Consider the following 15,569-nt stretch of genomic DNA (forward strand, 5'->3'; position numbering starts at 1 on the left):
TGCTCGCTTGTGTCTTTATCTGGTTGCCCCTGATTTGAATTCTATACACACCCTAATGTATTTGCATCTGTCAGAGCCAGATTGGGCAGGTGGTACGCCGTATAGCGATGAGTTCCGTCAGCGTGTCCGTGATGCGTTCGATCAGACCATCATCGCGGCGGGTGGCTATGATGCGGACAAAGCTGAGAAGAACATCAAAGCAGGCTATATCGATGCGGTAGCATTCGGTCGTGACTATATTGCCAACCCTGATCTCGCTGAACGTATCCAAAAAGGCGCACCGCTCAATGAGCAGCATCCAGAGTCTTTCTATGGTGGCAGCACGGTTGGCTACACTGATTATCCGTTTATGGATCAGGCGCAATAGTTTATTTGTCGGTTCTGCTGACTAAATAGCTAAATTATGCTTCATAAAAGCCCTCTGACTATTGATAGTCAGAGGGCTTTTTTGTGCTTCTATTTTCATTATGTACCAAAATTCCCCGTTTGATAATCACGAAAAGTTTGTCGTAGCTCATCTTGGGTATTCATCACAAAGGGGCCGTGACCTGCGATAGGCTCTCCGATAGGCTCACCACTTAACAACAGTAGTTTGGCAGGAGTGTGTTCATCGTTATCGGTAGAATAGGTGAGCTCAATAGTATCGGTAGCAGCATCAGATAAAGGTACAGGTTGAGAATCTACAGATGGTTTAATCGGCACTGCAAACTGAATCAGATTGCCTGCACTGATAGATGTGCCATTGACCAGTATTCGGCCTTCTTGTACGAGCAGTAACGTATTGTGCCTGCGGTATGCAGCGCGATATCCCACATGTTAACTGGCGTAAAGGTATCTGCACTGCCAGCAACGCCGTGCCAGTCGCCTGCAATGATAGCAACGTGACCGATCACGGTTCGCTCATCGGCGTCACTGTAATCCATTAACTCGATAATAGGCATCTCAGCACGTTTGATGAACTGATATTTGGGATCAGTCAGCTTATGCGCGCTTGGCAGATTGACCCGCATTTGCACCATACTGAACACACCGCCGCGCTGACCAAACGCCTCAGAATGGAACTCTTCGTGCAGAATACCGCGACCAGCGGTCATCCATTGCACATCTCCTTCCAAAATATCCTCGCGTCCACCGATAGAGTCAGCATGACTGATCTCACCTGAGTACGCGAGGGTGACGGTCTCAAAACCTTTATGAGGGTGTTTGCCAATGCCATGTGGCTGCGTCTGATAATCAGGGTTTGGTGCAAATGTCGTCGGCTCGCCATAATCAAATAGTAAAAATGGATCGGTATGACTGTAATTGAAGTCTGGTTGGTCATCGACATAATTGATCAATGTTTTCACAAAAAATCCGTCACCGACCCAATGTGGTGCTTTATCACCATGAATCTGTTTGATTGGGCGCATCGAGTACCTCGCAATTCTATCTAGCATAAATAACAATAAGTGAATATTATACTATAATTCTATAGTATAATGAACTTATGTTGTTTCTATTTTATGGTGGTGATATGACAAGTAGTCATCAGACCACCTCGCCACTCACAAAGCCACTGGCCCAAGCCCATTGGAAGTTATAACCACCAAGCCAGCCTGTTACATCGAGCACTTCGCCGATGAAATACAAGCCATCTTGTAGATTGCTTTGCATGGTCTTTGAGGATACCTCATCGGTTTTTACGCCGCCGCGGGTGACCTCGGCCGTGCGATAGCCTTCAGTACCAGACGGCTTGAGCTGCCAGCCATTGAGAGTAGTACCCAGATCGCTTATGCGCTCGTCTTTGATATTGGCAAGCTCGGTATCTTTGATATCGTCCCACAGGTGAGCTTGTAGTGCTGCCAGTAGTTTTTTGGGTAGCGCGTTGTCTGTGTTTTCTGCCAACACAGTACGGATCAGCTGGCGTGGATGGGATTTTTTGCGGGCGAGCAAAAGATCGGTGACATCCACATCAGGTAGCAAATTAATACTAATGGTCTCGCCAGTATGCCAATAGTTTGACAGTTGGAGCATGGCAGGGCCAGAAAGCCCGCGATGGGTAAACAGTACAGGCAGCTTGAAAGAGATACGCTCATTGCTGGCAATGACTGGTAGGCTGATGCCTGCTAAGCTACGAATCAGCTCGCCTGTTTTGTCCGTAAAGGTAAAGGGCACAAGACTGGCATCCGTTGGTATCAGTGTATGCCCAAACTGCTGCGCTAGTTCATAGCCAATGCCGCTTGCGCCCATCGTTGGAATAGACAAACCACCAGTGGCTACCACTAACGACTCACAACGATAGCGCGTCTGTGACGATTGACTTTCGCTTGCGACGTCTTTTTTGCCGAGCTTTTTGCGAGTGGTGAGCTCAAATCGATGACTGTCGTTTTGCGCCAGACTCTGTACATGATCAATCTGAGTGCTGAGCTTGACGTATACGCCGACAGCGGCGCATTCATCGAGGAGCATGGTGAGGATGTCTTGGGCAGAGTCATCACAAAATAGCTGACCATGCTCGCGCTCATGGTAGGAAATCTGATGCGCCTCTACCATGCCGATAAACTCCCAGCTCGGATAGCGGCTCAGCGCCGACTTACAAAAGTGAGGATTGTCACCAATAAAGTGCTCAGGCTCCACAAAGTAATTGGTAAAGTTGCAGCGGCCACCCCCCGACATCAAAATCTTTTTGCCCGCTTTATTGGCATGATCTATGACCAAAACGCGACGCCCACGGCGACCGGCGGTGAGCGCACAATACAATCCTGAAGCGCCAGCGCCGATGATGATGACGTCATAGTGAGTAGAGAGTTGTGCATTGCGGTGGTTCGTCATGGCGGTCTCGTAAAACAATCATTTAAAAAAAGGAACAACCACACCAATGGCTGATATTAGTCATGCCTATCGGATGTGCTGTCTAAAGCGGTATTGTAGGGTAGCTATTGTCCATATTTCATTTGAGGTTACAAGGTTTAAATGTGCTATCCGACAAGCTGTGAGGTGACAGCGATGTATAAACGACGAAGCGGATGATGACCTGATAACGTGTCACAATCCTTATCATCCGTGTCCAAGTATACAGCTGTGCAGCGAAATTGTTATGATTGGCTGATGATGTCTTGCAACCGTCTCGTTTATTTGTCAAACTATCGCTGAGTATCACGCATTATGGAAGATGACTCTTATTGTCTGCATAGGTGATCGTTATAGACGATTTTCTGTGTAAGTCATGATAATTAAAAAGGAACCATACTATGACCCAGAAAGCATTTCCAATCTCCGCCGAGTTCATGGCTGCCGCCAACACCACCCCTGAAAAATATCTTAAAGACTATCAGCAATCTGTCGAATCAACCGACACAAATGAGGCTTTTTGGGCGAGCCGTGCTGAGCTCATTGACTGGATAAAAAAGCCAACCAAAGTCAGCAATATCAATTATGACTTAGACGATTTCAGTATTAAGTGGTTTGAAGATGGCGAGCTGAATATCTCCGTCAACTGTCTTGATCGTCACCTCGAAAAAGATCCATACAAGCCAGCTATTATTTGGGAAGGGGATCACCCTTCACTACACAAGATTATTTCTTTTAAAGAGTTGCACGAAGCCGTTTGTCGTCTTGGTAATTCATTACGCAAGCTTGGTGTTGGCAAAGGCGATCGGGTCACGTTGTATATGCCAATGATACCAGAAGCCATGGTCTCGATGCTGGCATGTGCGCGTATTGGTGCGGTGCATTCTGTGGTATTTGGTGGGTTTTCTGCTGAGAGTCTGGGCAATCGTTTGATAGACAGCCGCTCAAAAGTCGTTATTACGGCTGATGAAGGTTTACGTGGCGGCAAACATACACCGCTCAAAGCCAATATCGATCATGCACTAGAAATGGATGGGACTGACAGTGTCGAAAAAGTCATCGTCGTCCACCGCACAGGCAACTCTATACCGATGAGCGGTCGCCGCGATGTCTGGTATCACAATCTCGTTGATGGGCAATCAGAGATCTGTGAGCCTGAAGTGATGAATGCTGAAGATCCATTATTCCTATTGTATACCTCTGGTTCGACAGGTAAGCCAAAAGGCGTCGTGCATACCACAGGGGGTTATATCACTTATGCGTTGTCTACCTTCCGTGATGTCTTTGATATCAAAGAAGATGACGTCTATTGGTGTACCGCAGATGTGGGCTGGATCACAGGTCATACCTACTCAACATATGCACCGCTCGCCAATGGCACCACGACAGTCATTTTTGAAGGGGTGCCAGAGTATCCAACATGGGCACGTATCGGACACATCATCGACAAGCACGACGTGACCATTTTATACACCGCCCCAACGGCGATTCGAGCGATGATGAAAGAGGGTGATGCCTTTGTACGTGAGTCAGATCGCTCAAGCCTGCGTTTGCTGGGTTCAGTCGGTGAGCCAATCAACCCAGAAGCTTGGGATTGGTACTATCATGTCGTTGGTGACAGCAAGTGTCCCATTGTCGATACGTGGTGGCAAACGGAGACAGGCGGTATTTTGATGGCACCGATTCCGGGAGCGGTCGATCTCAAGCCGGGTGCCGCGATGACACCGCTATATGGTATAAAACCACAAATCGTCAATGCAGAAGGCGCAATCATGGAAGGCGCTGCCGAAGGCAACTTGGTCATCAGTAGTGGTTGGCCTGGGCAAATGCGTACGATCTACAATGACCATCCGCGCTTTTTGAAAACCTATTTTAGCGATTATCCCGGCTATTACTTCACAGGTGATGGGGCGCAGCGTGATGAAGATGGACATTATTGGATCACAGGTCGTGTGGATGATGTACTCAACGTCTCAGGGCATCGTCTCGGTACTGCAGAGATTGAGAGCGCACTGGTCGCTCATCCTGCGACTGCCGAGGCCGCGATTGTCGGTATGCCGCATGAGATTCGCGGGACAGGTATCTGTGCCTTTATCATTCTAAAATCTGGCGAAGAAAAAACAGACGATCTAAAAGCGGAGCTAAAACGTCATGTACGTGCCGAGATTGGGCCAATTGCAACATTAGACGCTATTTATATGGTGGATGCCCTACCAAAGACTCGTTCAGGAAAGATTATGCGCCGCATCCTGCGTAAGTTGGCAGAAGGACAATATGTTGGACTGGGCGACTTATCTACACTGGCGGACAGCTCAGTGATCAATGATTTGGTAGAAGAAGTCAAAGCGAGCCGCGGAGAGTAGTTGCGTTAGCCCGTCCATCGGGCACGCGAACGGTGCTATTTCAACTTTGATATCCGTTCAGTAACGTCAAATAAAAGCCATGCTATCGCGTATAGCATGGCTTTTTTACGTAGTCGATATTGATATTGCGGCGTTTTGACGGTTCAATATCAATGGTCAATTAACGTTGCTACCCACTAGTTGCCCGCCATATAACAGATCGTTTTGCCATTTATAGATGGTAGCGACTCATAAATACTCGATAAGGTTTACTGTCATTATGACTGATCATACTTTGCTTTCAACGGATAAATCTTCACCAAAAATCGCGATCATCGGTGGTGGTCTGACAGGGCTGCTGACTGCCACATTGCTAGAGCGCACCTTGTACACTGACAATGTGTGCTCAAATGCACCGCACATCACGATATTTGAAAAGTCACGGAGTGTGGGCCGTCTAGCAACGCGCTATCGTACCGACAGTGACACAGGTAAGAACTGGCAATGGGCGTTTGGGGCACAGTTCTTTACGGCAAAAACCGCTGAGTTCCAGCAATTTATTGCCCCTTGGCTAAAGACAGGGCTGCTACAGCCATGGTGTGCCCGAGTGGTTGAGCTGACACCCGCCGATGATAATGGTCAATCGCCTGATATCCAAAGTAAAGAGCAGTGGGATACCGTGCACGCGCGCTATATCAGCACGCCAAAAATGACCAGTTGGGGACGTGAATTGGCCGCTGGGCTCAAGCACACAAACATAGTGTTTAAGACGCGTGTGGCTCCGCTTGGTGGGCATACCACTCACTCAGATGATAAAAAAACTGAGCTATTTGATGAGACAGGGGAGAGCTTCGGTTGGTTTGACTGGGTCATTTGTACTGCACCAAACGGTCAGGCAGTAGAGCTGATGGCAGACAGTGGGTTTAGTCAGCAAGTTAACATCACCCAGCCGCAGATGCAGGCCTGCTATACGTTGATGCTCGGTTGGGACAATGCCCAAGAATTACCTGAAACATTGAACTCTCAAACAGCACCGCAGTGGGATGTTGCTTATTTAAATAATGAGGTACTCAATAGAATATTTATTGAGCATCATAAACCCGCTCGTGATGAGCTATTACCAAGCATCACCATTCATGCGCGTAATGACTGGTCACAAGTCCACGTCGATGATGATTTGGAGACAGTCAAAGCCACGTTATTAATGGCAGCGCAGCAAGCGCTCAACTGGGACACAGACAGTGCACCAAGCCAGACAGATTGCCATCGCTGGCGCTATGCGGCAACCGTGGTGGATACGGATGTTGATGCTAATGTATCAGGTATCTTGATCGATGAGGCCAAACAATGGGTTGTCAGTGGTGACTGGTGCGCACGCGGCAATATCGAAAGCTGCTATCAGGTAGCTCGTCAGACAGTAGAGGCAGTCTGTATGGCACGATCTATCTATATGAGTTGATTGCTGGCTGGCTGAATCTATCGGCTGCCAGTCCCTAGAGAGGTTTTTACGTATTTATAGCGATAGGCATCGAGATTTGAGCCTGTTATAAATAGCGAGGCAAAAAAAAGCCCACAGAGGAGGTGCTGTGGGCTGAGGAAAACGGGCTGTGGAGATTGACGACAGACTCCGTGGTCATGACTTGTTATCATTATTATCTTTCTATACCGTTATTTATTAATTAGGGCAATAATGCTCAATACAATGGGTACATATATTTTCTTACATATTTAAGTGTACAAGTGTTTTTTGACAGTTGATATCATAACTCAGTTGCTTGCTATTTGGTTATTTTGGTTACAGTATATTACTTTGTAAAAATACTCGGTTGCACGATCACAGCATAGACTTTGACATTGGGAAGTAAGAAGAAAGACGCAGATAAGTAGATAGCCCGTGACCAACTATCGAGCCCTATACATAATAGGACGTTATATTAGGCAGCAGATTGTTTTTAAGAATTTTATGATGCTTTTAATAAAAGATACAAATGATTTCAATGGGTTATATTATTATGAAACGAATGACTCGATGTTGATAGTTTGAATCATTTAATCATTAAAGAGATGGCATGACGGCATGACGGAAAAATGCTAAGCTATCTGCCATTATTATGTCGATATTACACTGGGTTTGCCATGACTGAGAGCACGCATTTGCATACGCAGGAGCCGTCAAGTTCGCAAAATACTAAAAGTATTTTTAACTTGCCCAACAATCTTACGATTGCTCGTATCTTGATGATTCCGTTGTTTGTTGCAATTGCGTACTGGCCACCTGCTATGGGCATCGGTATGCCTGCAATCTCAGACAACGTCATTGCGCGAGTGGGGATGAGTGAGTTTAGCGATAGCCTATTGCGCCATTTATTATTAACCAGCGTCTTTATTATTGCAGCGATTACCGATTGGCTAGATGGTTACTTTGCTCGTAAGCTGAATGTCATGTCAGCGTTTGGGCGCTTTTTGGACCCAGTTGCTGACAAGCTGATGGTGGCGGCGGCCTTGATCGTTTTGGTGCAATGGCATCCCAATATCATTATGGCAATCGCCGCCATTGTCATTATCTCGCGTGAGATCGCTGTGTCTGCGCTGCGTGAGTGGATGGCAGAGCTTGGCAACCGAACCAGTGTCGCTGTGTCCTATGTGGGCAAATTAAAAACGACCTTTCAGATGATAGCGATTACAGTACTGTTATTAAACTGGGAGTCGCTTGAGACGGTTGGTTATGCGCTGATGGTGGCCGCGGTGATATTGACACTATGGTCGATGATGATTTATCTCAAAGCTGCGTGGCCTTATTTGAAGCAAAGCGGCTAATAGTAAGACAAACAATCATAACCTCAATAAAAAACGCCAGTGGCTTAACGCGACTGGCGTTTTTTATTGAGGGCTGTTAATTATTAAGTCGTTAAATCTCTGCTAAATTATGACAGCCCTGCTAAATCATGACAGCTCTATCGAAAAATTCTCACCCAAGCTCTTTTCAATGGCATTATCTGTCACTGCCGCTGCTGTCAATTTGACAGCGCTAGTAATCGCATTCCCATTTGCCCAATATTCAGCACCATGAGGGACGACCTTGATCAGCTGTACCTTTGGGTCTTCTTTACCTTTTTCAAAGTAAGCATTATAAGTCATTGACCAAAGCTCATCTAACTTGTCTTTATCATCTACCAGCTCTGCTTTACCAGTGATAGATAAATATTGTTTGTTGTCTTGGCTGACATAGGCCAAATTGACTTGTGGATCGTTTTTGATGTTATCGATGGTCTCACAAGGGCTGTGACCGATAAACCAAATTTCTTTGGCACCAATACTGGTCTCGGTGGTATTCATGGGGCACGAGTGAAGATGGCTCTCACTGGTGCGCGTGGTCATCATCGTATATTTGATGTCTTTTACCATGGCTTGTAATGTATCTAGCTGTTTTTGCTTATTCATAATAGTTATCCTTTACTATTTTAAGTGAGATTGAATTTAAGTGAGGGTGAAAATTAGAGCGATTTATTAACAAGAGTTATTTATTAGAAAATGGTTTGTGCATTGTCGATGCTCATGATCATCCTTACTAACATTGCCATTATCAATATAACGATATCATCCAACATAACAATACAGTCGGACTGTAATACTCTGTGATGGTTTGTAATGGCTTATCAACGTGATGGCAGGTGGTATACTACAGATAAAATGTAGACACAAAAAACGCCAATAAACAAAGGATTATTGGCGTTTTGGTTTGTCAAATAATTTTGACTTATCAAATAGCAATATGGGTTTAAAAACTGAGCAGTTACCGCAGGCTATTTTTGATTTATGGCTTTAAGATTATAACGTGACTTCAAATTGCTCGCCGATATCTTCTGCCGTTTTGCCATCTTGTAGGGCTGCTGCTGCCATTTTAAACATATTAATAGTAGAGCTACCACCTAACCAGCACTCAACGCCATGTGGGACGACTTTGATCAGCTGTACGTTCGGATCTTCTTTACCATGCTCAAAAAACGCATTGTAGACTGGTGACCACAGTTCTTCTAATTTGTTTTTATCCGTTGGTAACTCAGCATTGGCGCTGACAGAGACATAGTCTTTTTCATCTTTAGAAGCATAAGACAAACCAATTTTTTGATTGTTCTGAATGTCTTTGACCACATCTGAGGTTTTATCACCGATGAACCAAATCTCTTTACCACCGATACTCGCTTCGCTGGTCGTCATTGGCCAAGCATGTACATCACCTTTACTGTTGACGGTGCTTAACATCGCAAATTTTACATCTTTAATAACGTCTTGTATTTTGTCGATTTGTTCTTGCTTGTTCATAGGAATTTCCTTTTTTTTATAGTGATTAGCGTTAATAAGTTGTAGTAATAATTTTTATTCAAGGTAGATGTGATAGGTGTTAAAAAACATCGCCTTAACAACTGGAACTAGAATACCGAGTAGCGGCCCTACATTTATATAGGTGCCCAGTAATGCGATGTGAATGTTTGTAAGGAGTATGAGGGTTAGGTAAAAATTGCGACGCCGAGTGTCGTCACTGTATTTGAATGCTGTCTAAACATTCATGGGCTAAACACTCATGGGCGGATTATTGAATTGATTGATTGTGTTATTGAGCATGTGGTTAGCGGCGACACCGTATCAGTTATCAGCAATTTATCTTGGTTTAGACCTGCTTATTATAGGTCTTCTTGTTATAATACCCAGACCATTTACTTAGCATGGCAGAGATGCCTTGATCTTACGGATTATGCCTTTATGATGACCATCGCCGGACAACCGTTTCTTACCGATTTTCAGACGCAGCAACTCATCAGTCAGTTCCAGCAAAAAACCGAGCTAAATGTTAGTCAAATAAGTACTCAGCAAGTGTATGTACTCTCACGCGAATTGAGCGGTGATGAGCACAAAAAATCCTTAGACTTGTTTGGGATCAAAGAAGCGATCGCGCTTACCACGCCACAAGACAACCAACTGCAAGTGATCGTGGCGCCGCGCTTTGGCACCATCTCACCATGGGCGAGTAAAGCCACCGATATTTTTAATAACTGTGAAATCAAAATCAACCGTGTTGAGCGTGTCGTGGTTTATACGCTAACGCTTGAGAATGAAGCGGCTGACAACAAGCTACCCGCTGCCGCTGAGCAGTTATTGTTTGACCGTATGACCCAGAGTTTGGTCTATGACTTGAGCGATGTCAGCAAGTTGTTTGATGATCAAGCACCAGCCTCACTCAATCATATCGATGTCATCGGACAAGGTCAGTCAGCACTAGAGTCGGCCAATACCGAGTTCGGCTTTGCGTTATCCAGCGAAGACATCGACTATCTGATGAATGCGTATGTCAATGAATTAGGTCGCAATCCAACCGACGTTGAGCTGATGATGTTTGCACAGGCGAACTCAGAGCATTGCCGTCATAAGATATTTAATGCCCAGTGGACCGTTGATGGTGAGGTGCAGCCAAAATCACTATTCCAAATGATCAAAAACACCTATCAGTCGAATCCACAAGGCATCTTATCAGCCTATAAAGACAACGCCGCTGTGATGGCTGGGTCTGATGGCATGCGTTTTTATCCTATCCCAACGGATGCGATGCATGCCAATTCAATCCATCCTTATGGATTCCATCAAGAAGACATCGATATCTTGATGAAAGTTGAGACGCACAATCACCCAACGGCAATTGCTCCGTATTCAGGTGCAGCAACGGGTTCTGGCGGTGAGATTCGTGACGAAGGTGCAACAGGTCGCGGCGGTAAGCCAAAAGCGGGTCTAGCAGGTTTTCATGTGTCGCATCTACATATCCCAGAGCTGTCCGAGAAATGGGAGCAGTCAGGTCAGCTGAGCACGCAAGCCTATGGTACGCCAGACCGTATGGCAACCAGCCTTGAGATTATGCTTGATGCCCCATTAGGTAGCGCCAACTTCTCAAACGAGTTTGGTCGTCCGAACCTATGCGGTTATTTCCGTAGTTTTCAGCTAGATACCTCTGCGGCAAAAGACGGTAGCGAGATGCGCGGCTACCACAAGCCCATCATGCTGGCAGGTGGTTACGGCAATATCAAACGCAACTTGATTGAAAAAAATGCGATTAAAAAAGGCGATTTGCTCATCGTTCTGGGTGGCCCTGCAATGCAAATCGGTCTAGGCGGCGGCGCGGCCTCATCGGTCGATAGTGGCGAGCTTGATGAAGGTTTGGATTTTGCTTCAGTCCAGCGCGACAATGCTGAGATGGAGCGTCGCTGTCAGGAAGTCATCGATCGCTGCTGGGCGCTTGCCGGCAACGACATTGAAGTGAGCAATGATAGTCAAGACGGCAACCCCATCGTCTCTATTCATGATGTCGGCGCGGGCGGTCTGTCAAACGCCATGCCTGAGCTGGTCAACGACCATGAGATGGGCGCGCATCTGAACTTGCGTAAGATCCCATCGTTAGAAGCGGGCATGTCACCGATGGCGATCTGGTCAAACGAAGCGCAAGAGCGTTATGTGCTGGCGATTCGCCCAGAGAGCAAAGATCAGTTTGACGCGATCTGTGCCCGTGAGCGCTGTCCATATGCCATCTTGGGTGAGGCGACGGATATCCGTCAGCTAATCGTTGATGATGAGCTATTGGACGAGCAACCAGTCGATATGCCGATGCAAGTGCTGCTCGGTGGTACACCAAAAATGCAACGCAGCTTTGAGCGTACTGATAGCACGTTACCAGCATTAGAGCTTAATGATGTGAACTTAGCTGAGTCAATCACCGATGTATTGCGTCACCCAACCGTGGCGAGCAAATCATTCTTGATCAGCATTGGTGATCGCTCTATCACCGGTATGGTCGTGCGTGATCAGTATGTGGGTCGCTATCAAGTGCCTGTATCAGATTGTGCGGTGACGGCGTCAGGCTTAGTGGCACTAAATGGTCAGCCGATGACTGGTGAAGCCATGAGTGTGGGCGAGCGTACGCCTGTTGCGCTGATCAATCCAAAAGCCTCTGCGCGTCTAGCAGTCGGTGAAGCGATTACCAACATCGCGGGCGCGCGTATCGCTCAGCTATCCGATATCACCATGTCGGCGAACTGGATGGCGGCATGTGGCGACGACGCGGAAGACGCGGCATTGTTTGACGCCGTTCACGCAGTCGGCGAAGAGCTATGCCCAGCACTGGGTATTGCGATTCCAGTCGGTAAAGACTCGCTATCGATGCGTGCTAACTGGAGTGATGAAGAGGGCGCTGACAAATCTGTCGTCTCGCCAATGAGTTTGGTCGTAACTGCGTTTGCTCCTGTGGTTGATGTAGCAAAAACGCTAACCCCCGAGCTAATCAATGGTGACAGCGCGTTCTACCGTATTGACCTATCTAAAGGTAAATTGCGTCTAGGCGGTTCGATCCTCGCACAAACGCTGAGCCAGCTTGGCAACGACTGCCCAGATCTAGCGCAGCCAAGCGATTTGATCGACTTCTTTAACTTTGTCCAAGCGGGTAATGAGCAAGGCATCATCAGTGCCTATCACGATATCGGTGATGGCGGTCTGCTTGCGACCGTCGCAGAGATGCAGTTCACCAGCCGTCAAGGTATCAAGCTGTCATTAGATGATGACAACTTACTCGGTCAGCTGTTCAGTGAAGAGTTGGGCGCGATCATCCAAGTATTGCCAGAAAACGTCGCTGCACTCATGCAGTTGGCCGAAGAGTTTAACGTCAGCGATATGCTCAGTCTCGTCGGTCAAAGCTCGGAAGAAGACAGCCTACTGATCCAAACGCCAACGCTCATGGGCGATGACACGCTACGCTTTAGCCGTACTGAATTACAGCAGGCGTGGACTCAGGTCAGCTATCAAATCGCTCGCCGCCGTGATAACCCAGCGTGCGTACAGCAAGAGTATGACTTGATTAGCGACGCGAGCCATAAAGGTCTCATCGCTGCGCCAAACTTTGATCTGAACCAAAAAGTGGAAGCGCCTTATGTAAACAGCCGTGCTGATGCTAATAACAGCCAACCAAGAGTCGCAATCCTCCGTGAGCAAGGTGTCAACGGTCAGACGGAAATGGCAGCAGGCTTTACCCAAGCGGGCTTTGAAGCGGTCGATGTACATATGAGCGATCTACTGAGTGGTCGCATCAATCTACGTGATTTCGACGGTCTGGTCGCTTGTGGTGGCTTTAGTTATGGTGACGTACTCGGCGCAGGTTCAGGCTGGGCAAACTCTATCTTGTTCCATGATGAGCTACGCATGCAGTTTGTCCGCTTCTTTGCCCGTCCTGATACCTTCTCATTGGGTGTCTGTAACGGCTGTCAGATGATGGCGCAATTGAAAGATTTGATCCCAGGCGCAGAAAACTTCCCGCGCTTCATCGCTAATAAATCCGCGCGTTTTGAAGCGCGTACGGTCAATGTCAAAATCGAGCGTACCAAGTCGATCCTGTTCAAAGGCATGCAAGACAGCATCTTGCCAATCGCGGTGGCGCATGGTGAAGGCTATGCCACGCTGGACAATACCGAGATCGACGGTATGGCAAAACACGGTCAGCTTGCGATGCGTTATGTCGATAGCCAAGGTCATCCAACTGAGACGTATCCGCTCAATCCAAACGGTTCGCTCGGCGGTGTCACAGGTCTGTGTAGCACCGATGGTCGCGTCACGATTATGATGCCGCACCCTGAGCGTAATCTAAAAGCCTATAACCATAGCTGGAAACCAGAAGCGTGGGATGAGGATGGCGCATGGATGCGTATGTTCCGCAATGCGCGCGCTTGGTTTAGATAGGCTAAGTTGGTTTAGAGTATTGTTGTAGATAACTATTTTTTAGAATGAAAAGGTGAGCGTAAAGCTCACCTTTTTTGTGTTTATGATATTTAGCTTAATTAGATCCAGAAAAAACATATAGATAAGTACTTCAATGACGTATATAATAAGACATAAAGATAAAGGATATTGAATGTTACATTTCATCGAAACGCCAATATTTACTAAGCAAGTACTGAAACTATTAGATGATGAAGCTTATAAAGAGCTACAGGAAAATCTAATCAATAATCCAGAACAAGGTGATTTGATTCAAGGTACAGGGGGCGTTCGAAAAACCAGATGGGCACTTAACCAAGGTAAGAGTGGCGGTATTCGGATTATCTATTATTTTGTGAATAGTCAAGGCATATTTTTTATGCTGCTAGCTTATCCGAAGAATAAACAAGCCTCTCTATCAAGCGAAGAGAAGTCTGGTTTATACAAACTGACTCAACAAATTAAAGAGGTGTATAGCCATGAGCAATGAATTTTACGATGATTTATCTACATCACTAAATCAAGCATTGGCGATTGCTAAAGGACAGGCTCAGCCTAGCCGCCAGTTTACCCATGACGTGCCTAGTATTAAGGAAATAAGAACTAAGACAGGGCTATCGCAACAGCAGTTTGCCGATAAACTTAATATCAGTTCGCGTACCTTACAAAATTGGGAGCAAGGTACTAGAAACCCAACAGGGGCTGCGGTCACATTAATGCGCTTATTGAATAAAAAGCCTGAGTTAATTACCGAAGCTTAATTGATCAAAAACAGTCAATCTTATCTTGGTCACGCACTCGGTGATGTTACGGACGCACAATGACGGTGCGTAGATGCATATGTTCCTTAATGTTCGTGCTTGGTTTAGATAGGCTAAGTTGGTTTAGAATATTATTGTAGATATAAAAAGGTGGGCGTAATGCTCACCTTTTTTGTGTTTGGGTTTTGGTTCTATTGGGAGCTAATCCTGCTTTTCGCTACTATCTTGGTCGTTCACTGGGGCGGTGGCTAAGGATAGAGGCGTTCCAACATTCGAGCGACCACCTCTAGCCAAGCCTCCGCAGCCCAGTGACCAACCAAGTATATCCGCTGCAGTCGGGGCTAAAACGCGCCTCTGAATGACCATTTTATGATAAATTAGTCTGAACTTTAATTTTAATCGGTGCGCTAGATGCACACTACGAGCTTTTCAATAAAACCAGTCGCCATTGCGAAGATTTTCTATATCTCTGTCACTTGATTTACGCACCATGTTAGATATTGCACCGTTAGCTTGTCCATGGTCTAGCTTTGTAAGAAAAGTATTGACCTCAGATTCATTCGCATGAAGTATCTTATCTAAGTAATATCGTTGTTCACTCTTGTCTAATGTAGTTTCTTGAAGTTGAAAGGGTCTATGTAGCGCAGCTTGAAGCAATGCCACTCTATATTTATCGTTCTCGATTATTTTGAAGTCTTGAGCATTTATATCTATGATCACGTTATATTCTGCGAAACCACTTTCAACAGAAATACTTAAAGTGTAAGCTCCATTTTCTGCTTTCGCTAGCATACGAAGATCTTAGATTAACACACCAAGTGCAACGCTAATTAATATTATAGAACGCCTGCAT

The 15,569-nt window shown here is 46.2% G+C and carries 12 protein-coding genes and 1 pseudogene; 7 read left to right on the forward strand and 6 right to left on the reverse strand.

The features are described 5' to 3' along the window. Positions 1–367 (forward strand): annotated as a pseudogene (locus tag L0G63_RS11130) (alkene reductase); the annotation flags it as partial. 98 nt (positions 368–465) lie between these two features. Here the strand turns inward: L0G63_RS11130 and L0G63_RS13710 are convergent. The 3 genes from L0G63_RS13710 to L0G63_RS11140 form a co-directional block, all read right to left on the reverse strand. Beyond that, a complete protein-coding gene (locus L0G63_RS13710; protein ID WP_367618365.1) occupies positions 466–813 on the reverse strand; it encodes a pirin-like C-terminal cupin domain-containing protein in 348 nt (115 codons plus the stop codon). Beyond that, positions 714–1,409, reverse strand: a complete 696-nt coding sequence (locus L0G63_RS11135; RefSeq protein ID WP_367618366.1) for a pirin family protein — start codon at positions 1,407–1,409, stop codon at positions 714–716. The genes L0G63_RS13710 and L0G63_RS11135 overlap by 100 nt, the downstream gene beginning before the upstream one ends. Positions 1,410–1,527: 118 nt before the next feature. Beyond that, positions 1,528–2,811, reverse strand: coding sequence for an NAD(P)/FAD-dependent oxidoreductase (locus L0G63_RS11140; RefSeq protein ID WP_301450719.1), 1,284 nt, complete (start codon positions 2,809–2,811; stop codon positions 1,528–1,530). A gap of 419 nt (positions 2,812–3,230) precedes the next feature. Here L0G63_RS11140 and acs point away from each other — a divergent pair, with 419 nt between their 5' ends. The 3 genes from acs to pgsA all read left to right on the forward strand — a co-directional run bounded on the left by acs (position 3,231) and on the right by pgsA (position 7,988). Then, positions 3,231–5,192, forward strand: coding sequence for an acetate--CoA ligase (acs, locus tag L0G63_RS11145; RefSeq protein ID WP_301450720.1), 1,962 nt, complete (start codon positions 3,231–3,233; stop codon positions 5,190–5,192). 259 nt (positions 5,193–5,451) lie between these two features. Continuing rightward, positions 5,452–6,630: an NAD(P)/FAD-dependent oxidoreductase gene (locus L0G63_RS11150; protein ID WP_301450721.1), complete on the forward strand. Its 1,179-nt coding sequence runs from the start codon at positions 5,452–5,454 to the stop codon at positions 6,628–6,630. A gap of 677 nt (positions 6,631–7,307) precedes the next feature. Beyond that, complete coding sequence (pgsA, locus tag L0G63_RS11155) at positions 7,308–7,988, forward strand: CDP-diacylglycerol--glycerol-3-phosphate 3-phosphatidyltransferase (protein ID WP_071003712.1); 681 nt, start codon at positions 7,308–7,310, stop codon at positions 7,986–7,988. A 126-nt stretch (positions 7,989–8,114) separates the two neighbouring features. Here pgsA and L0G63_RS11160 read toward each other — a convergent pair whose 3' ends face one another. Further along, on the reverse strand, positions 8,115–8,612 hold the full coding sequence (locus tag L0G63_RS11160; RefSeq protein ID WP_301450722.1) for a pyridoxamine 5'-phosphate oxidase family protein: 498 nt from the start codon (positions 8,610–8,612) through the stop codon (positions 8,115–8,117). A 387-nt stretch (positions 8,613–8,999) separates the two neighbouring features. Continuing rightward, the gene (locus L0G63_RS11165) at positions 9,000–9,494 is read right to left on the reverse strand and encodes a pyridoxamine 5'-phosphate oxidase family protein (protein ID WP_252962671.1); all 495 of its coding nucleotides are present in this window, start codon (positions 9,492–9,494) and stop codon (positions 9,000–9,002) included. 438 nt (positions 9,495–9,932) lie between these two features. Between L0G63_RS11165 and purL the strand changes: the two genes are divergently transcribed. The 3 genes from purL to nadS all read left to right on the forward strand — a co-directional run bounded on the left by purL (position 9,933) and on the right by nadS (position 14,716). Further along, the gene (gene purL / locus L0G63_RS11170; RefSeq protein WP_301450723.1) at positions 9,933–13,937 is read left to right on the forward strand and encodes a phosphoribosylformylglycinamidine synthase; all 4,005 of its coding nucleotides are present in this window, start codon (positions 9,933–9,935) and stop codon (positions 13,935–13,937) included. A 172-nt stretch (positions 13,938–14,109) separates the two neighbouring features. Continuing rightward, positions 14,110–14,445 (forward strand): type II toxin-antitoxin system RelE/ParE family toxin, encoded by a 336-nt coding sequence (locus tag L0G63_RS11175; protein WP_025643795.1) that lies wholly within the window; start codon positions 14,110–14,112, stop codon positions 14,443–14,445. Then, entirely contained in the window at positions 14,435–14,716 is a 282-nt protein-coding gene (nadS, locus tag L0G63_RS11180; RefSeq protein ID WP_058024381.1) for a NadS family protein, read from the forward strand. The genes L0G63_RS11175 and nadS overlap by 11 nt, the downstream gene beginning before the upstream one ends. Before the next feature lie 429 nt (positions 14,717–15,145). Here nadS and L0G63_RS11185 read toward each other — a convergent pair whose 3' ends face one another. Then, entirely contained in the window at positions 15,146–15,508 is a 363-nt protein-coding gene (locus L0G63_RS11185) for a hypothetical protein (RefSeq protein ID WP_301450724.1), read from the reverse strand. Between the last annotated feature and the right edge of the window lie 61 nt (positions 15,509–15,569).

This window comes from Psychrobacter sp. (assembly GCF_030454045.1).
In the GTDB taxonomy this organism is placed as follows: Bacteria; Pseudomonadota; Gammaproteobacteria; order Pseudomonadales; family Moraxellaceae; genus Psychrobacter.

Bases quoted from the DNA above. Each gene is read 5' to 3' on its own strand.
- L0G63_RS11175 (WP_025643795.1), top strand. From the start codon at position 14,110: ATGTTACATTTCATCGAAACGCCAATATTTACTAAGCAAGTACTGAAA.
- L0G63_RS11135 (WP_367618366.1), bottom strand. From the start codon at position 1,409: ATGCGCCCAATCAAACAGATTCATGGTGATAAAGCACCACATTGGGTC.
- pgsA (WP_071003712.1), top strand. From the start codon at position 7,308: ATGACTGAGAGCACGCATTTGCATACGCAGGAGCCGTCAAGTTCGCAA.
- L0G63_RS11165 (WP_252962671.1), bottom strand. From the start codon at position 9,494: ATGAACAAGCAAGAACAAATCGACAAAATACAAGACGTTATTAAAGAT.
- L0G63_RS11185 (WP_301450724.1), bottom strand. From the start codon at position 15,508: ATGCTAGCGAAAGCAGAAAATGGAGCTTACACTTTAAGTATTTCTGTT.
- L0G63_RS11140 (WP_301450719.1), bottom strand. From the start codon at position 2,811: ATGACGAACCACCGCAATGCACAACTCTCTACTCACTATGACGTCATC.
- L0G63_RS11150 (WP_301450721.1), top strand. From the start codon at position 5,452: ATGACTGATCATACTTTGCTTTCAACGGATAAATCTTCACCAAAAATC.
- L0G63_RS11160 (WP_301450722.1), bottom strand. From the start codon at position 8,612: ATGAATAAGCAAAAACAGCTAGATACATTACAAGCCATGGTAAAAGAC.
- nadS (WP_058024381.1), top strand. From the start codon at position 14,435: ATGAGCAATGAATTTTACGATGATTTATCTACATCACTAAATCAAGCA.
- purL (WP_301450723.1), top strand. From the start codon at position 9,933: ATGATGACCATCGCCGGACAACCGTTTCTTACCGATTTTCAGACGCAG.
- acs (WP_301450720.1), top strand. From the start codon at position 3,231: ATGACCCAGAAAGCATTTCCAATCTCCGCCGAGTTCATGGCTGCCGCC.